The organism is Myroides gitamensis (genome assembly GCF_029894455.1).
Classification (GTDB): Bacteria; Bacteroidota; Bacteroidia; order Flavobacteriales; family Flavobacteriaceae; genus Flavobacterium; species Flavobacterium odoratum.
In genome coordinates this window covers 2,432,041-2,452,122 of sequence record NZ_JARYHN010000001.1, presented here as the reverse complement: position 1 = coordinate 2,452,122, position 20,082 = coordinate 2,432,041, and the positions used below count along the sequence as shown (strand labels likewise).

Annotated in this window: 16 protein-coding genes; 10 read left to right on the top strand and 6 right to left on the bottom strand. The window is 36.9% G+C overall.

Annotation, left to right across the window (positions count from 1 at the left end):
• The first annotated feature begins 1 nt into the window (after nt 1).
• Both M2306_RS10805 and M2306_RS10800 read left to right on the top strand, forming a co-directional pair.
• The gene (locus M2306_RS10805) at nt 2-826 is read left to right on the top strand and encodes a rhomboid family intramembrane serine protease (RefSeq protein WP_259190844.1); all 825 of its coding nucleotides are present in this window, start codon (nt 2-4) and stop codon (nt 824-826) included.
• Between the two features lie 2 nt (nt 827-828).
• Entirely contained in the window at nt 829-1,863 is a 1,035-nt protein-coding gene (locus tag M2306_RS10800; RefSeq protein WP_259190845.1) for an endonuclease/exonuclease/phosphatase family protein, read from the top strand.
• On the opposite strand, the gene M2306_RS10795 is transcribed toward M2306_RS10800, so the two are convergent.
• The gene (locus M2306_RS10795; RefSeq protein ID WP_259190846.1) at nt 1,864-3,003 is read right to left on the bottom strand and encodes a multidrug effflux MFS transporter; all 1,140 of its coding nucleotides are present in this window, start codon (nt 3,001-3,003) and stop codon (nt 1,864-1,866) included.
• 88 nt (nt 3,004-3,091) lie between these two features.
• Here M2306_RS10795 and M2306_RS10790 point away from each other — a divergent pair, with 88 nt between their 5' ends.
• A complete protein-coding gene (locus tag M2306_RS10790; protein WP_259190848.1) occupies nt 3,092-3,865 on the top strand; it encodes an AraC family transcriptional regulator in 774 nt (257 codons plus the stop codon).
• Nucleotides 3,866-4,197: 332 nt separating this feature from the next.
• Here the strand turns inward: M2306_RS10790 and M2306_RS10785 are convergent, their stop codons facing one another.
• Together M2306_RS10785 and M2306_RS10780 are read right to left on the bottom strand one after the other, a co-directional pair.
• Entirely contained in the window at nt 4,198-5,373 is a 1,176-nt protein-coding gene (locus tag M2306_RS10785) for an MFS transporter (RefSeq protein WP_259190850.1), read from the bottom strand.
• Between the two features lie 450 nt (nt 5,374-5,823).
• Nucleotides 5,824-6,312, bottom strand: coding sequence for a GNAT family N-acetyltransferase (locus M2306_RS10780; protein WP_259190851.1), 489 nt, complete (start codon nt 6,310-6,312; stop codon nt 5,824-5,826).
• Between the two features lie 360 nt (nt 6,313-6,672).
• Here M2306_RS10780 and M2306_RS10775 point away from each other — a divergent pair, with 360 nt between their 5' ends.
• Together M2306_RS10775 and M2306_RS10770 are read left to right on the top strand one after the other, a co-directional pair.
• Complete coding sequence (locus tag M2306_RS10775; protein ID WP_115092630.1) at nt 6,673-7,236, top strand: DUF1572 family protein; 564 nt, start codon at nt 6,673-6,675, stop codon at nt 7,234-7,236.
• Between the two features lie 97 nt (nt 7,237-7,333).
• Nucleotides 7,334-9,367, top strand: coding sequence for a dipeptidyl-peptidase 3 family protein (locus M2306_RS10770; protein WP_259190853.1), 2,034 nt, complete (start codon nt 7,334-7,336; stop codon nt 9,365-9,367).
• A 47-nt stretch (nt 9,368-9,414) separates the two neighbouring features.
• Here M2306_RS10770 and M2306_RS10765 read toward each other — a convergent pair whose 3' ends face one another.
• Complete coding sequence (locus tag M2306_RS10765) at nt 9,415-10,194, bottom strand: helix-turn-helix domain-containing protein (protein WP_259190854.1); 780 nt, start codon at nt 10,192-10,194, stop codon at nt 9,415-9,417.
• An 88-nt stretch (nt 10,195-10,282) separates the two neighbouring features.
• Here M2306_RS10765 and M2306_RS10760 point away from each other — a divergent pair, with 88 nt between their 5' ends.
• Complete coding sequence (locus tag M2306_RS10760; protein WP_259190855.1) at nt 10,283-11,491, top strand: CynX/NimT family MFS transporter; 1,209 nt, start codon at nt 10,283-10,285, stop codon at nt 11,489-11,491.
• Between the two features lie 186 nt (nt 11,492-11,677).
• Here M2306_RS10760 and M2306_RS10755 read toward each other — a convergent pair whose 3' ends face one another.
• Nucleotides 11,678-12,922: a T9SS type A sorting domain-containing protein gene (locus M2306_RS10755; RefSeq protein WP_259190856.1), complete on the bottom strand. Its 1,245-nt coding sequence runs from the start codon at nt 12,920-12,922 to the stop codon at nt 11,678-11,680.
• Nucleotides 12,923-13,153: 231 nt separating this feature from the next.
• Between M2306_RS10755 and M2306_RS10750 the strand changes: the two genes are divergently transcribed.
• Together M2306_RS10750 and M2306_RS10745 are read left to right on the top strand one after the other, a co-directional pair.
• Nucleotides 13,154-13,858, top strand: coding sequence for a DsbA family oxidoreductase (locus M2306_RS10750; protein ID WP_259190857.1), 705 nt, complete (start codon nt 13,154-13,156; stop codon nt 13,856-13,858).
• Between the two features lie 116 nt (nt 13,859-13,974).
• Nucleotides 13,975-14,712, top strand: coding sequence for a toxin-antitoxin system YwqK family antitoxin (locus tag M2306_RS10745; RefSeq protein WP_115092634.1), 738 nt, complete (start codon nt 13,975-13,977; stop codon nt 14,710-14,712).
• Between the two features lie 123 nt (nt 14,713-14,835).
• Here M2306_RS10745 and M2306_RS10740 read toward each other — a convergent pair whose 3' ends face one another.
• Nucleotides 14,836-15,519 carry a hypothetical protein gene (locus M2306_RS10740; protein ID WP_115092635.1) on the bottom strand — a complete coding sequence of 228 codons (684 nt, stop codon included), beginning with the start codon at nt 15,517-15,519 and terminating at the stop codon, nt 14,836-14,838.
• Between the two features lie 173 nt (nt 15,520-15,692).
• Between M2306_RS10740 and M2306_RS10735 the strand changes: the two genes are divergently transcribed.
• Both M2306_RS10735 and M2306_RS10730 read left to right on the top strand, forming a co-directional pair.
• Nucleotides 15,693-16,910, top strand: a complete 1,218-nt coding sequence (locus M2306_RS10735) for a metallophosphoesterase family protein (protein WP_259190859.1) — start codon at nt 15,693-15,695, stop codon at nt 16,908-16,910.
• An 8-nt stretch (nt 16,911-16,918) separates the two neighbouring features.
• The gene (locus tag M2306_RS10730; protein ID WP_259190861.1) at nt 16,919-19,960 is read left to right on the top strand and encodes an AAA family ATPase; all 3,042 of its coding nucleotides are present in this window, start codon (nt 16,919-16,921) and stop codon (nt 19,958-19,960) included.
• Nucleotides 19,961-20,082 lie beyond the last annotated feature (122 nt).

Here is a 20,082-nt window from a genome sequence, read left to right as displayed (position 1 = left end):
CATGAAAGGATTTGAGGATTTAAAACGAAACATCAAATTAGGGGATAAGGTACAACTACTGATTATCCTCAATATTGTTGTCTTTATCTTGTTATATGGACTCTCTGTTGTTTCTTCAAGTGTGTACCACAGTGTGTTTCCGTATGTCGCTTTTGTAGCGGAGGGAGTTGCATCATTGGGGCGCTTTTGGACGTTTATTTCCTATTCTTTTGTACATGCTACGATTTGGCATTTACTCTTGAATATGATTATGCTGTTTTTTGTCAGCAATCTATTCTTTACGTTTTTTACCACTAGACAGTTTTTATTTGTTTACCTAGCAGGGGCGTTAGGTGGAAGTATCCTATACTATATTAGTGCTCTTTTCTTCGCTATGGGTTCTGGACTAGTCGGAGCCTCTGCTGCGGTTATGGCTCCACTTATTGCAGTGGCTAGTTTTGCTCCGCAAATGGAAGTGCGTTTAGCGCTGCTAGGGCGTATAAAAATGATTTATATAGCGGGGTTTATTATCCTTATTGATTTGTTTCAACTGTCTTCTAGTAACGTTGGAGGGCATTTAGCCCATCTTGGTGGTGCCTTAGTCGGCTTTGGTTATGTCTTCTTGCTGAAAAGAGGAACAGATCTAGCTAAACCAAGGAAGCGAACAGCAAAAAATAAATCGACGTTTAAGAAGGTTTATGTCAATAAATCAGTAGAGAAAAACGTTACTAAGGAAGAGACCTCACAAAAGGAAATTGATGCCATTTTGGATAAGATCAGTAGGTCGGGATATGAAAGTTTGAGTAAAGAAGAAAAGGATTTTCTTTTTCGTCAAGGAAATAAATAAGTATGAAGAAACTATCTTGGTTTAATAAAGTTATATTTTTCTTTAATGTTCTCGTTGCAATAGGAACATTATTGGGCTATGTATTGCCTTTTTTAGCACCCAAGTTGTTTCCACTGTTATCTGTTTTTACGCTGATTCTCCCTTCTCTTTTATTGCTGAATTTCTTCTTCTTATTGTATTGGGCCATTCAAGTAAAAAAACAAGTGGCATTATCTGTGGTGATTCTATTACTCGGTTTTACTTTTATTACGAAGTTCTATAAAATAACAGGAAAAGAAGAAGCTACGGAGCCAGAAGATATTGTGTTAATGACGTATAACGTTCGTTTGTTTAATTTGTTTAAGTGGATTCCCGATGAATTTGTTCCTCAAAAAATTAAGGAATTTGTCGACCTACAAGACCCTGATATTTTGTGTTTACAAGAGTATTCTAAAAGTGCAGGATTGAACTTTAAGCAATATCCTTATAAATATGTGGTTTCTCACGGAGATAAGATTAAAACAGGACAAGCCATTTATTCTAAACATCGAATCATCGATAAAGGAGAAATTAATCTCCCTAATTCAAATAACAATGTCATTTTTGCGGATGTATTAATACAAGCCGATACCATTCGCGTTTATAGCATTCACTTGCAGTCGGTGAGTATTAGTCCTGATATTCACGAAAAGTTAGATGAGGAAAAATCAAAACGCATTTTCAAACGCATAGCTAGCGCTTTTAAGGAGCAACAAATGCAGTCTGAGTTGATTCAGTCGCACATGAAAGACGCCACGCACCGCAAGGTGATTTGCGGTGACATGAACAATAGCGCCTTTTCGTATGTATATAGCAATATTAAGGGGGAACTAAAAGATGCCTTCATTGAGGCAGGCAGTGGATTCGGAAAAAGCTACGATTTTCCGTATTATCCAATGCGTATCGATTACGTTTTCGTGGACCCAAGTATTCAAGTGAAGTCCTTTAAAACCTATAGCGATTTTAAAAATTCCGATCACTTTCCCATTGTTACGCGTTTAGCTTTAAACGAACGATAACTATTGACGTTGTTTGGGTAAAGTCAAGGCTAGAATAAAGGCAATACTCGAAAATAAAACCAATACCCATCCAAAGTGGTGAAGTAAACTACTGCTGTATAGCCCCAAACCAATCAAGATATAATACAACAACCCGAATAAAGCTCCTGCGGATCCAATGGCGGTTTTGTAGGATATCAACGCTTGACTTAAAATGTTGGGAATAGCGATACCAAATGCAGCTACAACCAATAAAACAGGAAGCAAAAACCACATCGAATGCAGTAAGAGGCAAACAGATAGTGCACTAACTAGCGCTAATACGGCTGATGCAAGAATAAGCCTATTGCTAGAAACACCTTTGCTGATGCAAACCTTATTAAAGTAACTTCCCGCAAACGATCCTAAAGCTAATACAATACCACTATAGCCATAAACGGAAGCATCATATCCATTAGACTCAAAGATAAAAGGAGCAAATGAATAGTAGCTAAAGAGCAAGACATTGTAGCTCATTACTAACAAAGCGTAACGCCAAATACGTCGATCCGTGTACATTTGTTTAGCGAGTTGAATAACAGCTTGCCCCGTAATTTTATCTTGGGTTTGTTTTGTTTCTGGTAGTTGAAAATAAGCTTTAACAACCAAAAATAAGGCGAGTATAGCAAGCAGAGCAAAAACACCAACATGTCCAAATGTAGAAACGGTTATTCCACCTAATAATAATCCAATAACTGGACTGATGGATAACGCAATACCCATGATAGAAAATACCTTGCTCAGTTCTACGCCCGTATATACATCGCGCATCATGGTTTGGGTAATCACAGATCCGACAGCAATACCAAAGGCAGCGAGAATACGTGCGGCCAATACCAATTCGAAAGTTGGTGCCAATAAAGCAAGTAAAGAAGCTACCATATAGGTGGTTAAGCCCCAAATCATCGCTTTTCTTCTTCCGATATAATCACTTTGAATCCCCCACCAAATTACACCTAGTGCAAAAGCAATAAAATAAGTGCTGATGGTAAGCAATGCTTGTGTATCGGTTACTTGATAAGATTGAGCAATATGGGGTAATGCTGGACTATAAATGGTTTCAACAAATTGCGGAAACATCATTAAGAGCACCATAAAGCTCAATTGTACTTTTGTTTTCATTTCTATTATTATTTCTGATGCAAAATTCCGATGAATTTCACTTATCTTTATAACAGGATAAAAGCAAAAAATATCAAAAAACAGACAAATGGCGTATTTGAATAAAGAACAACAGCTGAATTTACTGCAAATTGACCAAGAAGTAATTGGGTTAGCTTCGGATTTAGTTCAACATGATTCGGGATTCCATCAACATCCAGAACATGCGCAAATTCTCTACGCTCCGAGTGGTTGTATGACCTTATTGACACGTAATCGCCAGGTTATTTTGCCTCCTCAAAAATTACTTTTTATTCCCGCAGGACTAGAACATCGGGTTACCTTTCGCAATGTTGTTGCTTATCGCTCGATTTACTTGGATATGCGCAAGCTCAAACTGGAGCATATTGCGTTACAAGTACGAGTGGTATCTCCTTTATTAGCAGAGGTGATTGAGCGTATTTGTTGGTGGGAGTGGGAGGGTGAACCGACACCAAAACAACAGCATATTTTACGTGTGTTTTGGGATGAGTTTGAAGAAGCAAAAGAAGAATCATATGCCTTGGAAATTCCTACGGATTATCGTTTGCAATCGTTCATGACATCTTTTATGTTAGAAAAAAAAGTACCTCCCTTTTTACATGAGTTTGCACAGCATGTTGGAGCGAGTGAAAAGACCATCACGCGTATATTCAAGCGAGAAACCAATATGACTTATCAAGCTTGGCGTCAGCAGTGGCGTGTTTATCGCGCCATAGAACTCCTCGCAGAAAACACCAGTATATCCGAAGTTAGCCACCGATTGGAATTTTCTTCCGATAGCGCTTTTATTGAGTTCTTTAAAAACCATACGGGTACAACACCAGCGAAGTATTTTTTGTAGGGTATGAGTTAAGGGTTAAGGGTTAAGGGTGATGAGTTAAGGGTTAAGGCGATTAGGGTGAGGTAATTAGGGTGAGGTAATTAGGGTGAGGAGGTGAGATAGAAGATGAGTGATGAGATGTAAAATCTCGTAGTGGCAAATGGCAATTTGCCAAGTAACTAGATAATTTATTTGATTAAGAGTGAATCAAAAAGAATCAAATCACAAACCTCACAAAAAACACCCCTCACAAGGAACAAATGGCACTATCTACTTTAATCGATAACCCTTACGACTTCACAAAAAAGCAAAAAAGCGACTTCACAAAAAGCAAACCTCACAAAGAGCCTCCCTTAATTTGTTTTGAACTTTCTAGAAAACATATAGCATAAACTCAGCATAATAATAGCTGAACTGATATACATAATAGTTGGGATGTGTTCAAGATGATCTTTATAGTACCAACCTGCTGCAAAGGCACCACCACCGATTCCCGCTTCTAAGGCGATATACATAGTAGAAACAGCTCTTCCTCTTTGATCAGGTGTACTGAAATCAATCGTCCACGCATTTAAAGCTGGAGATAAAATTCCCAAGGCAATACCATACATAAAAGCCCCTAAATACAAACCATTAACAGTTTGGAAGAAAGCAATGATGAGGAGCGAAATAAGCAATAAAACCAATCCGATATTAATGATGAGTACGCGCCCATATTGATCAGATACCTTCCCTGCAAAGAAACGGACCAATAGGGAGGATATCGTGAAAATCATAAAGAAGATTCCCTTGTTTTCCAATCCTAAGTGCCCCGTCCAATCTGGAATTAAAGTCAGGATTACCCCATAAGCAATATAGGATAGAAAGGTCACTAAAGCAGCCGGTAAAACATTGAAATCAAACAAATCTTTGCGGGAAATTTTAAAGAGTGAAAAAGAAAACTTTTCTTTAACCTTTAATGTTTCCTTCATGTTGAGTAAGATTAGGATGGACAAGAGCGCAAATAAAGCAGAAGTATAAAACAAGAAGTTCATCGAAGTATAAATCTTGATGGTACTTCCAATTGCAGGACCAATGGCCATCCCTGTACTGAAGCAAATACCGTGTAATCCCAAGGCCTCACCCCAGCGTTCTTTTGGAACAATATCAGCCACATACGCTGCAGTGGCTGTAGGTTTAAATCCCGTTGAAAAACCGTGTAGCAATCGCAAAAACAAGAAACCAGAAACGGTAGTCAAAATAGGATAAAGCAAGCTACAGATGAAACAAACGATTGAGCCAATAGCCATAATGGGTACTCGACCAATTTTATCCGTCAATTTTCCGCTAAAAGGCCTTGAAATTCCCGCTGTAATCGTAAACAAACCAATGATTAAACCTTTGTATTCTGCTCCACCTAAACTTGATAAATAATCCGGTAATTCAGGGATTAACATATTAAAACTAGCAGAAAATAACAAAGAACTTAAACAAACCAACATGAATTGTAGGTTGTATATGGGGTGTACGGAACGGGAGAGTAAAGACATAGTTGAATTCAATTGCTGCAAATTTATTGGAATAAATCGGGATGGGCAATTATTTTGGCTGACGGTTTAGAGGTTTGTTTTTTGTGAGATTTGCTTTTTGTGAGGTTTGCTTTTTGTGAGGTTTGCTTTTTGTGAGGTTTGTGCTTTGTGAGGTTTGCTCTTTGTGAGATTTATCGATTAAAGAAGAATCTATCATCATCTCGTAATCCGCATCCAGTATGTCACCCCGACGAAGGAGGGGTCGCATCCTCCGAATCCATAATAGGTTGTGAGGTTTGCTTATTATCTCACCCACTCTCCGTCCCATAATCCACGATCAGTATGTCACCCCGACGAAGGAGGGGCCGCATCCGTTACTCACCATCTCACCAATCTATCTCATAGGTTTATATTTGTTTGCGTATTCGATGAATCTGCACTGCGTTCCGATTTCACCGCCTCATCCTTTTCTTAAAGCAGATATTCAAAATAACTCTTATTTCCCTCTTCTTTGACAAAAGTGAAATTCATGCGTTCCATCATGCGGACTGATTTTTCATTGGCTGTTTGAGCAATTCCAACAATTCGTTGAATCTGCGGTTCTCTTTGTTTAATAAGCTCGATTAATCCCCAGGTTCCTTCTGTTCCATATCCTCCTTTCCAAAACGCTCGACCAATGGAAAAGCCAATTTCTGCAGAGGTTGCATCAAGTAAGGCATAAACAGCAGTTCCCATTAATTGATTCGTTTCGGTGTGTACAAAGGCACAACGAAATTTTTGTCCGCTTAGATTTTCTTGCTCAACCTGCTCTAAGTAGGTATCAATTTCATCTTGCGTCTCAAAGGGAGCGGTTGTTCTATATTGCATGGCGTCTTTATCAGAGTAAATCTCAAATAAAGCCTCTTTATCTGCTGAGTTTAATAGGCGAAAAGATGTTCGCTCTAGTTCTAATAGTATCATTTGAATGGGTGTTTCCTACAAAGTTCGATATTTCTGAGTGAAATTATTCGTTTGTGTTGCTCTTTATTTTGACTAGTTATACAACGGATATAATAACACGAATGAAAAGAAACATAAAAAAATGCCCTATACGAAATTTGGGGGGCGTATAGGGCAAAAGTAGTATGAAAAAAAGTTTCTAATAGAATTACAACTATTGTGCCAAATTTTGAGTTACAACAAAAAAAGAAAAGTAAAAGGATGATTATCGCGTTAAAATGGTTGACTGGCGTTGGTATAAAAGAGGTCATTTTTTTGAGTAAATCAATGGATATTTTTATAAAATGAAGTACATTTAGAAAGAACAAAACCTAATAAAGCATGACTATACAAGAAGTACAAGGCATTCGCAAACAATTTGAGTACTATCGTACGTTAGCCGACAAAACGATATTACTCCTTTCTCAAGAAGAATTGAACTGGCAATACAACGAAGAAAGTAATTCTATTGCTATGTTGGTGCGTCATATAACTGGAAATTTAGCCTCTCGTTTTACAAATTTTTTTACAGAAGATGGGGAAAAAGAATGGCGAGATCGAGATGGTGAATTTGCAACAGGCGTTTACAATAGGCATGAGTTAATCACGAATTGGGATAAAAGTTGGACCATTTTGTTTACCGTGTTAGATTCGATTACTGCAGAAAATGTAGACGCAGTGGTGAAAATTAGAAACCAAGATCATACCGTTGGAGAAGCGTTATATCGTCAACTGGCTCATTATCCTTATCATATTGGTCAAATTGTATTTATTGGAAAACTCATCAAAAATGAAGCTTGGCAATCCCTGTCTATTCCCCGCAATAAATCCAAAGATTACAACCAAGAAAAATTTAATAATCCAAATGCTGACACGCATTTTACTGATGATTATTTAAAAAAATAAAAGGAAAAAAATAGAATTAGTTTTTTTGAGGATAATAAAATACGGAGGGTATAACCATATTTTATATATTTGTTGAAAGACGATTAAAGCATTAATTATGAAATTAAACACAATGGCATGTATTGTATTGGCTTCGGCAATGGCATTATCATGTGGAAAAAACAAAGAGAAAGAAGGAGAACAAACGGTGGGAGCAGTTGAAAATTTTGAATATAGTGTAGATCAATTTGCTGATATTGAAGTATTGAGATATCAAATTCCTGGTTGGGAAGATTTGACATTAAAAGAAAAAGAATTGGTGTACTATTTGAGTCAAGCAGGATATGCTGGACGCGATATTATTTGGGACCAAAACTACAAACACAATTTAGCAATCCGTCAAGCACTAGAAAGCATTTATGTAAACTATGCAGGTGATAAAGAAACAGAAGACTGGAAAAACTTTGTAGTCTATGTAAAAAGAGTGTGGTTCTCTAACGGTATTCACCACCATTATTCTAATGATAAAATCAAGCCAGCTTTTACAGAAGCGTATTTCAAAACATTGTTAGAAGCAACTAAAACAAATTTAGATGCTGGTATTGTGGCTATTTTATTCAATGACGTTGACAATAAAAAAGTAAACTTAGACTTGGCTAAAGGCTTAGTAGAAGGATCAGCTGTTAACTTCTATGGAGATGGAATTACAGAAGCAGAAGTAGAAGCTTTTTACAATGCAATGAAAAGCCCAGATCCTTTACGTCCACTTTCAACAGGATTAAACTCGAAAGTTGTAAAAGAAAACGGGAAATTAGTTGAAAAAGTTTGGAAAAGCGGTGGAATGTACGGTCAAGCGATTGACAAAATCATTTACTGGTTAGAAAAAGCAGTAACGGTTGCTGAAAATCAAAAACAAGCAGATGCATTAAAATTATTAATCAAATACTACCAAACAGGTGACTTAAAAACATGGGACGATTACAACGTTGCATGGGTTGGAGCTACGGATGGAAATATTGATTATAACAATGGATTTATTGAAGTATACAACGATCCATTAGGACACAAAGCTTCGTATGAAAGTGTAGTGCAAATCAAAGACTTCGATATGTCTAAGAAAATGGAAGTTTTATCTAAAGAAGCACAATGGTTTGAGGATAATTCTCCATTAATGCCAGAACACAAAAAGAAAAATGTGACTGGAGTGACGTATAAAACGGTAATCGTAGCTTCAGAATCTGGAGATTCATCACCTTCTACGCCAATTGGAGTGAACTTGCCAAATGCAGATTGGATTAGAGCAGAACACGGTTCTAAATCAATCTCTTTAGGAAATATCATCGACTCATATAACCACGCAGGTGGATCTGGTAAACTAAAAGAGTTTGCACATGATGATGAAGAAGTGAAACTAGAAGAACAATACGGTGAGTTAGCTGATAAATTACATACGGCTTTACACGAAGTAATTGGACATGCTTCTGGACAAATCAACCCAGGTATTGGTCAACCAAAAGAAACACTAAAAAGTTATGCTTCTACTTTAGAAGAAGGACGTGCTGACTTAGTAGGGTTATTCTATTTATACAATCCTAAATTACAAGAAATAGGATTAGTAGAGGATTGGAAAGCTGTGGGAATGGCTGCTTATGATGGGTATATCCGCAATGGATTAATGACGCAATTGGTGCGTTTAGAGCCAGGAGCTGACATCGAAGAAGCACACATGAGAAACCGCCAATGGGTGAGTGCATGGGTTTTCGAAAAAGGAAAGAAAGACAATGTAATTGAAAAAGTGGTTCGCGACGGAAAAACGTATTTCAATATTACGGATTATGATAAACTACACGCTTTATTCGGTGAATTACTAAAAGAAACGCAACGCATCAAATCTGAAGGAGATTACAATGCTGCAAAACAATTAGTAGAAAACTATGGAGTAAAAGTGGATCAAGCGATTCATAAAGAAGTATTAGAGCGCAATGCGAAATACAATTCAGCTCCATATAGAGGATTTGTAAACCCTTATATTGTACCTGTTACAAATGATAAAGGAGAAGTTACGGATTACGTAATTAAACAACCTAAAACGTTTGAAGAGCAAATGTTATACTACGCGAAAGAATACAATTTCTTACCTGCAGTAAACTAAAACATACGCAAAAAGCCAACTCCACGGAGTTGGCTTTTTTTATTGGCTTATTTCAGCCCTGATTCAAAATATTCACTCGGGCGTTTACCTAATAATTTGGTAAAAACATTGCTATAGGATTGGGCACTACTATACCCAACGCGAAAGGCAATCTCTCCAATGTTGAGGTTTCCCTCACTCAGGAGTTCTAGCGATTTAATTATGCGAACCATTTGAATGTATTTCGCTAAACTAATACCAGTTTCTTTTTTAAATTGACGCTCTAAGGTACGGATGCTCACAAAACCTTTGGCAGCTAAATCTTCAATAGCAATTGGCTTGCCATAGGCTTGATGGATATAAGCCGTTACAGCAAGTAAATTGGTCGATTTAGGTACTGGGGTAATCAATGGGATAGATTCTTGTATAAAAGAAGGAAGTTCTTTTAAAATAGCCAGTAAAAACGTTTGCTCACTTTGACGGTATTCCATATTCAGCGACCATTTCTCGGTATACATAATCATCTCGCGCAATACAGCAGGAACAGAAAATAAATACAGATCATCGTAAAAGGGAGGCATTCCATCAGTATTAAAATAGAGCGTTCGCAACGAAACAGATTCCGAAGCGGACGTGGTTTTATGGGGTAGATCCGAAGGAATCCAAGCAGCGTGATTTTGGGGTAATAAGAATTGATTGTTTGTGGTATGCAAGTATTGATAACCCGACTCAACAAAAACAAGCTGTGCTTTGTGATGCTGGTGAAATTCATTGTTGTGTTTCCAATTTTCTGCATGCCAAACAAATCCGTTTTTTTTGACTTGATCGACTAATTCAGGTCCATACATGCTTGTCGTTTTAGTTATGATATATGGCGAATATAATCATTTAATTCCGTTTAATTTTGCCCTTGTAAAACAAACGCACAAAATTAATATGAGTAATTCAATTGATAAAGAGATCGAAAAAGTTTCAAAAACGAAAGAAATCTTGATGCTGCTAGGGGTTATATTTATTGCGTCTAATCTTCGTGCCCCGCTAACTTCTGTAGGGCCTGTTATTGGTGAAATAAGTAAATCCCTAGCTTTGTCTAATACCACAGCAGGTTTAGTAACTACTATTCCCTTGATGGCTTTTGCTTTTTTATCGGGTATTGTTCCTAAGTTTTCTCGAAAATACGGAATGGAATTAGTTCTGCTAATTTCTTTAGTGTTGTTGAGCATTGGTTTGTTTATCCGCCCATTGGGAAATATTGTTTCTCTTTTTTTAGGTGCTGCTTTAGTTGGAACTGCTATTACAGTAGGAAATGTTCTAATGCCCGCCTTTATTAAAAATAATTTTCCTCATAAAGTAGGAAGTATGATGGGAATTTATTCCGTAGCCATGAACTTAACAGCAGCTTTAGCCGCGGGATTTAGTATCAGTTTAGGATCGTATACCACAATGGGATGGAAAGGATCTATCGGTATTTGGTTGGTTCTTTCTTTGGTGACGATTTTTGTATGGATTCCACAAGTCAAGAAAAAGAAAGAAGACCCAATCAAAGGAAATTTTGCAGTTGAAGAGCAAACAGTGAATCTCTATAAATCAGGATTGGCTTGGGCAGTTACAGTGTTTATGGGAGTACAATCACTCTTGTTTTACTGTTTAGCTGCATGGCTACCGAAAGTAATGCAAACTTGGGGGATGTCGGTAGAAGATTCAGGATGGATTTTATCTTATGTACAATTTGCCCAATTACCCATGACGTTTATTGGAGCGATTATCGCTAGTAAAATGAACAATCAAAAACTGTTAGCGCTTGTCGTTGGGGTGTTGTTTATGGTGGGAATTAGCGGAATTTTAATCTTCCGTACAGAGTATATCATCTTGTGGTGTGTCCTTATAGGATTAGCGAGTGGTTTAGCTTTTAGCTTGTCGATGTTGCTCTTTGTTTTGCGTACTAGAAGTACAGTACAATCAGCAGAATTGTCGGGAATGGCACAATCTTTCGGTTACCTAATTGCCGCTTGTGGACCTCCTATTTTTGGCGCATTATTTGACCTATCCAAAGACTGGATGTATTCGCTGCTATTTTTGTTAATCATGTCAGCTACACTTCTAATTTCTGGAATTATTGCCGGAAGAGATACCTGGGTGAAATAAAGAAAAAAATAGATATAAAAAGGAAGCTGATAAGCTTCCTTTTTTTAATCTATAAAGTTGATGGGTTGGTAATACATAGATGTTGTATAAAAAATGTTATAAGGTGAATTAATAATTAATTTATACACAGGGGTAAATCTAGACAAAATAATTGAAAGATTTATTTTTTCACCTTAAATAACTTGATTATTTTCTTATAAATTTAAATTGTTCTTGCGTTTTCGAGGTTTTGATATACAGCACATAAGTTCCTTTTGGCAAGTGATGCACGTCAATTTGATATAAACCATTTTGTTGGGTTACGGGACTCGTTTGTTTTTTTCCTGCTAGATCAAAAACAGTAAAAGACGCTTCAGATTCCAATTGAACAAAGAGATAATCGCTGGTTGGATTGGGGTAAACAGCAAAATTTCGCTCTTCAAAAGAAATGGTACTTAACGTTTCAATATTTACCGTGTCTTTTACCGTATAGGTTTCCTTACAGCTTGTTACTGTTAAGGTTACAGTGAATTCACCTAATTGTTGGTAGCGGTGTAACGGATTGAGTTCTGTTGACGTAGTACCATCTCCAAAGTCCCAGCTAATTTGCTGTACATTGGGTGTCGTATTGGTGAATTGCACACTTGGAGCATCTACGATTTCATAAGTAAACCCCGATTTGTTGTAGTGTACACCAATATACCATTTTTCAAAATCATCATAGACAACCTCTTTTACAATGAGTTTGATATTACGGGCTTGTTCTGCAGTTATTCCAGTATTGTAGGTAAGTAGTGTCGGATCTTTTTTAAAGAGTACCGTGTAAAAGGTATAAGCAGCAACCATAGAACCTAGTAAAGATGGATGTGATTCATCTCGGTTGTAAAGTTTGTACGTTGGATATTGTTCACGTACTTTTCGCCATACTCGTCCTACTGGAGAAACTTCTGCTCTATTTTCCAAGGCCATAGCCATATAAGTTTCATAGATTTTATCATCCATGACTTCATAGGTACACATCTGGGCCATCCCTTGGTTGCACAAGTTTTCTTCTCCATTTTCGCGCCCCCAAGTCATGTAAAACAAAGTTTTCGCACAAGGAGAGGAGTTTTTAATGCGATCATTTAGTATAAGTGCATAAGGTGCACTGTAGTTACTTCCCAGAGCAGGGCGCAAACTCTGTTCTTGTAAAACTACATGGTCCCAAGCTCTACTGTTTATTTTGGCTGTTACAGCTTCATTGTACATGTGATCTTGAAAAGTAGAACCGCCAGGAGTGTGCTCTTGATAGTCCAAAATATCTCCTGTAGATTGAGCCATGTCTTTAATTAATTTGGGGATATCTCCTGTATACGTATAACTATTCCCAATAAAAAGAACTTGTTTTCTTATTTGCGCATGGGATAAAATAGCGGTTAGAATAAACAGAAGAAATAGGTACAGGTGTTTCATAATTTGCAGTTATTTTTGGTTGGATAAAATTATTAAAAAAATGTTAACAACAATTGACCGTGTTAAATTAAATGAGGGCAATTTGTAAGGTAATTCTTTTATTATAGGAGAATTGATTGCGAGAACGCCTTCGTATCTGTTAAATGTGTAGGGGGAAGTCCTACTTAAATCGTATCTTTGAAGAATAGGGCACTTCAAAATTCCCTTGTATTAATTTAAAAAAGTATAGACATGAAAGTAGAAATATGGTCAGATGTAATGTGTCCTTTTTGTTATGTTGGAAAGAAACATTTTGAAAATGCCTTAGCACAATTGCCTTTTAAAGATAAAATAGAAGTAGAGTGGAAGAGTTTTCAATTGGATCCAACGTTACCTGTAGAAGGGGCTTCAGAATCAACCCTTGATTATTTAGTGAAGAGAAAAGGAATGCCGAAAGAGCAAATCGAAGGGATGATGCATCACTTAGATCAATCGGGAGCTGCAGTGGGAATTGAGTTCAGACAAGATATTGCTATTCCAGTAAATACATTTAGAGCACATCGCTTGATTCACTTGGCACAAATTCATGGGAAAGGAAATGAAATGGAAGAAGCGTTATTTTTCGCCCATTTTACAGCCGGTAAAAACGTAGGAGACCTTGAAGTATTGACTGATTTAGCGACGAGTATTGGTTTAAATAAAGAAGAAGTAGTTGCTTTATTGCAAAGCGAAGAGCAAACGCAAGAAGTGAAAAACGATATTGAAGAAGCACAAGCCTTGGGAATTTCAGGAGTGCCGTTCTTCGTTGTAGATCGCAAATACGGAATCTCTGGTGCACAACCTATTGATACGTTTGCAGAAGCACTAACACAAGCTTACGAAGAAAGCCAACCTAAATTCGAAATGAAAGGAAATCAAGATGCGAATGCTTGTGGTCCTGATGGATGTGAAATTTAATGTGAATGAATTTGTTTTATTGCATAAAAAATAGAAGGCTGATGATTCATCAGCCTATTTTTTTAGTTGTAATTCCAATGAAATCAACTCTAAAATACCAATTGACCTAAACAAGTATGAAAAGAATTTTAGTTATTGTAGCAGTTGCGTTTTTCTTACTTAGCTGTAAAGAAAGAGAAATTAATTTCAATCAACTCGAGTCTAGAGCTGGAGTGTATTTCGAACTGAATCAACAAACTCCTTATACGGGGATTGTCAAACGATATGATGAAAACGGCCTTTTAAAAGAAGGAGCCTATTTGCAAGAAGGAAAACTCGATCGTTTTTTTATCTCCTACCATGAAAATGGACAAATAGAGGAAGAAGTGAAATTTAAAGACGGAAAGAAAGAGGGGGAAGCCTTTGTTTATTATGAAGATGGGCAAGTGAGAAAACAATCCCATTGGAGTGAGGGATTGCAAATTGGCGTTTTTAAAGAATATCACCCAAATGGAGATTTAGCTGTTGAAACCCCATTTAAAGAAGGAAAGGAAGATGGATGGCACCAAGTATTTTTTGAAAATGGACAACTTTATGAGGAAGGCCTTTTTATAAAGGGAAAGAAACAAGGTTTTTTTATTGGGTATTTTGACAATGGAAAAATACGAGAAGAAGTCAATTGGGAAGAGGGGATAAAAGAAGGTTTGTACAAAGACTACTATAATAATGGCAATTTAAGTACTGAAGCGAATTTTATTAAGGGCAAAAAAGAAGGCCTTGTCAAAGAGTACCATGCAACCGGAACCTTGATGATTGAATCCCTATGGGAGAATGGAGAGCAAGTAGAAATTATAAAAATATACGAAGACGACTAGTCAAACTCAACGTACTATAGCATAAGTTTGATGAGTCAAACAAAAGTAAAAAAACCGTTGCCTTACAACGTGAATTTGTTTAAGACAACGGTTTTTGTTTTGACAAGAGCCTATATGTTTTAGTTAGGCTTTATCCCCACGTATTTGTCTTTCTTCCTGTATCAGGTTAAAAACTTCTGTAAAATCGCGTTTGATATTGGGATTTTGCGTAAAATCACTTGTTGATAACAGCATAATCAAAAATTCTTTATTTGTCATGTTGTTGGCTTCTTGTGCCTCTCTTAGTACCGTTTCTGATAATATTCTGGAGTCAAGCAAACTGTATTTCCACTGCCCTTTTTCTTTAAAAAAATTAGCGGGTTGTATACCAAAAATAGTCCCTGTAGCTGTGTTCTCTTCAATTTCTAAATTAGCAAGTACAGCGCTAGAAAGTACCTCTATCTTTTTATCATCCACTGCCGAGTTTAAAAATAAAATTTCAACAAACTTTTTCGTATCTATAGTTTGTAAATCCTCATCACTTAGCAATAACAAACCATTGGCGATATTCATTTGATCGACTAAAGTTCCATCTATGTTTTTTGTTTTGACAGCAGTTAATATTCCTTCATAATATTCAATAGACTCTTGATCTAAATTGTCGTATAACGAGGTTCCATCTTTATTGATGAAAGCACTGTTTATCTTGTCATAAACAATGTTAATCTCATCATAGGCTACTGCAAGAGCTACGGGGTCTAGTGTGTTTTTATTTTTACAAGACAGAACTAGTATCAAGACAAGTAGGAAAGGTGCAATCTTTTTCATCGTTTTAATTTTTACACGAAATTAGCTATTTAACGTTAAGAATGTGTTTTTTATACGTTTTATATTCTTGTATGTCGTACCTCAACCAAATTTCTCCCTCACAACTGACAACTAAAAACACTAGGGATTCCCCGATATAACTTTTATCTTTGAGAGGTAAACAAAAGGGAAGAATGAAAGTTAAGCTATTACATACGGCAGATTGGCATTTAGGCAAACGGTTGGATAATTTCTCAAGAATCGAAGAGCAAAAAGAAGTATTGGATGAAATCTGTCAAGTGGCAGATGAACAAGAAGCAGATATTATCTTGATTGCAGGTGATTTATTTGATACGTTTAATCCTCCCATCGAAGCAGAAGATTTATTTTATAAAACCCTTCGCCGTTTAACGCGTAATGGGCAGCGCCCTGTTTTGGCCATTGCCGGAAATCACGATAGCCCCGAGCGAATTGATGCACCAGATCCTTTAGCACGTGCTTGTGGAATTCTTTTGGTTGGATTGCCCAATACCGTTGTTCAACCCATCGAAGAAAATGATACTTTTACATTAACACAGTCCGTAGAAGGATTGGTAGAGATCAAGTTAGCGCACCTCCCTTTTCCAATTCGCATCATTCACACGCCTTATGCCAATGAGGTGCGATTGAAAAAAGCGTTGAATGTAGCGGATAAGACAACGGCTCTAAATGAAGTGTTGGCAAGCAATTGGCAAACATTAGCTTCGGAGTACTGTGATACAGCAGGTGTTAACCTCTTAATTTCTCATTTGTACATGATGAAAAAAGGAGGAGAAGAACTAGAAGAACCCGATGGAGAAAAACCATTGAAAATTGGAAATGCTGATCTGATTTACAGCGATAGTATTCCAACGCAAATTCAATATACCGCTTTGGGGCATTTGCATCGAGCCCATCAAATAGGAGAAGTCGATCGCCCTGTTGTCTATGCAGGAAGTCCGTTGTGCTATAGTTTTAGTGAAGCGGGACAAGAAAAGTACACGATGTTGGTTGAGGTAGAACCTAATCAACCGGCTACTTATAAGAAAATCCCTCTTGTCAAAGGACGTCCATTGACGAGAAAAAAATGTTATGCTGTGGATGAAGCAGTCGAATGGTTGCAACAAAATCCAACACATTTGGTCGAGCTAACCTTAGTGAGTGATACCTTCTTACAAGCAGATGATATCAAGCGAATCCACCAAGCACATGATGGAATTATTACCATTATTCCTGTTGTGAATTTAACCAATCAATCTGAGGAGAATAAAAGAAAGCAAGTCAACCTAGAGCAAGATATTCAAGGACTTTTTGCTGATTATTTTAAACAAAAAAACAATGGACAAGAACCCAATGATGAAATCATGGATTTGTTCAATGAAATTATAAATTAAGAAGAACCATGATACCCATTAAATTAACGCTAGAAGGTTTTTATTCCTATCAAGAAAAACAAGTCATTGATTTTACGCAGTTAATTCAAGCTGGTTTATTCGGGATATTTGGAAAAGTAGGATCAGGTAAATCTTCTATTTTAGAAGCCATATCATTTGGATTATATGGTGAAAGTGAACGATTAAATGCTCGTGATAATCGAGCTTATAATATGATGAACTTAAAATCAGACCGCATGAGTATTGATTTTGAGTTTCTGAATTTTAAAGAAGAAAAATACCGCATATACAGGGAGTTCAGACGTAATTCTAAGCGTTTTGATGATGTAAAACGCGGAGATTCAGTCTTGTATCAGTGGAAAGAAGAGCAATGGATTCCATTACCTGATTTAAATATGGAAGGGGTAATCGGATTGAGTTATGAAAACTTCAAACGCACCATCATTATTCCGCAAGGAAAATTCAAAGAGTTTATTGAATTAGGAGGGAAAGATCGAACTAAGATGATGCAAGAAATCTTTGGTTTGGATCGTTTTGATTTAACGGGAAAGACCAAAGCCTTATATAGTACAACTCGTCAGCGCTATGACCATTTACAAGGTCAGTTGCAGCGTTTTGCTTTGCTTACAGTAGAACAGATCGAAGAGAAAAAAACGCAACACAAAGCAGAAGAAGTACAATTAACCCAACTGACAGCAACGTTTAAAAATGAACAAGAGCTCTTTCAGCAATTGAAAGCAGTGAAAAGTGATTTCGAAACGTTCGAAACCAGTAAAAAAGAATTAGCAACATTAGAAGCGCAAGAAGTTCAAATTCAGGCACAACAAAAGGAATTAGAACAATATGAACAAGTAGATAAGGCCTTTCGTTCCGCATTAAAAGAACAACAACAAAACAAAGCAAAGTTAGTTGAGAAACAGGCCGTTTTAGTAGAGCAAATCAAGGTTTTTCAAGAAAAGAAAACACAACATACACAGATTGCTGGAGAATTAGTAGCCGTTGAAAAACAATATGAAACGATTGAGCAAGAAAAGGCAAGACTCCGAGAATTGCAATTAATTCAAAGTATTAAACTAACGGAAGAATCTCAAAAAGCCTTAGGTGAGCGCTTGAAAAAGGGCAATGAAGTTGTGGTGCAAACCAAAAAAGAACTACAAGAAATTCAACAGGCGATTGTAGGAATTGAGCAACAAATACAAAATTTAAAAGCCAATCGAATGGATGCCATGCGTTTGATGGCTTTGGATAAATGGTTTACGGATTGGGCGCATGTACAGCAAAATAACAAAGAACTACAAACCAAAAAGACACAAGTACAAGGGGAAATTCAACAGCTGAGTAGTGCTTTGGAAAAGCTGGATTTCACCACGGAAGAAGAATGGCGTATAAACTTAGCTAAACAAAGAGAGCTCAGTCAAGGGATTCAAATGCTGCTTACTCAAGAATTGGATCAATTGCGTGTGTCTCAACAATTGGCGCATTATGCAACTGCTTTAAAAGAAGGGGAAGCCTGTCCTTTATGTGGTGCCTTGGAGCATCCTACAATTCTAACGAGCGAAGATGTATCGAGTTTAATTGCAGAATTAGAACGTAAACAAGAAAAACTTCGACAAGAGACGTTGGAATTAAACCAAAGCGAAAGAGAAGTACAAGCCTTGGTGGATAAGCGACATCTTTTGATGGTTCAAGAACAAGAAGTCAACCAACAACTGGAGGATAAACAAAGTCAGTTGCAGCAAATGCAAGGCACTTTTGTGTGGACTGAAATTGAAATGGGAAATAAAGACCAGCTAGATCAGTTAAAAAAACAAGCGGTAAAAATTAATGAAGCACTCGAACAAGCGGAGCAACAGCACCAACAAGGAGTGAAGAAATCCGAGGGAATTCGAGCAAAAGTTGAGTTATACATGGCTGAACTAGCAAAGATCGAGTTGGAGCAAGCAAGAATGGAAGCAGAGATTGAGGCCAAAGCGAAGCAAATTCAATTGTTGAACCTCAACGAAATCCTAGCACAAGAGAAAGAAAAGATTGCCCAAGAGATTCAAAGTAAAGAAGAAGGGATTGCAAGCGTAGAAACAAGTTATCGCTCATTGACGCAACAACTACAGCAATTAACACCTGTTTTAGCTTCTTTGGAAACGGAACAGAAGAACAGTCAACAAGCAATAGAAGAGTTGACCAAAACAGTAGAAGGGATAGAAGAACATATCCATCAATTACTTCAAGCGTTTCATTTAGAAGAGGTGGCAGCAGTAGAACAAATTCTCGCTAAAAATATAGACATACAGGCAAGAAGAACCATGATTCAAGCGTTTATATTAAAGTTAGAAGTATTGCGTAACCAAGTGAAGCAACTAGCTGCTAAATTAGAATCGCTTGCTTTTGACCCTGTGCGTTTTCAAAATCAAACCACAGTTGTAGCGACCTTAGAACAACAAGTCAAGGAACATACAACGTTGGTGGCAAAACTAGTGGGAGAGATTGAACGATTAGAACAAGAATACAAAGAGAAAGGAGCTTTATTACAAGAGTTTGATCAAGTGGAAAAGCGATTGAAAAATATCAATCTATTGGATAATATGTTTAAAGGTGCGGGATTTGTCAACTATGTATCGAGTATTTACCTGAGTAACCTTTGTGATATAGCGAATCAGCGTTTTCATCGTTTAACAAATAATCAGTTGAGTTTGCAATTGAATGAAAATAACGATTTTGAAATTATTGATTATTTAAATAATGGAAAGGCACGTAGTGTGAAGACCTTATCGGGTGGACAAAGTTTTCAAGTATCGCTATCTCTGGCTTTAGCATTAGCCGAAAGTGTACAGAGTTTATCTAAATCCAATAAGAACTTTTTCTTTATTGATGAAGGTTTTGGAACACAAGATACAGAATCGGTTAATATTGTTTTTGAAACGTTGAGTAGCCTGCATAAAGAAAATCGAATCGTTGGAATCATTTCCCATGTGGATGAATTACAAGAGCGAATTCCGTTGTCTTTGTCTATTGTAAAAGACGAAGAAAAAGGAAGTAGAGTGGTAACTTCTTAAAAAGAAGTGAAGAAAAAGAGTAGAATCAAAAAAATAAGTACATTTGTTAGAACAAATGAATGAATTAATAGCATCGAGTAACTGATATGAATGTAAAATATACAAAAGAGGAAAAAACGTCA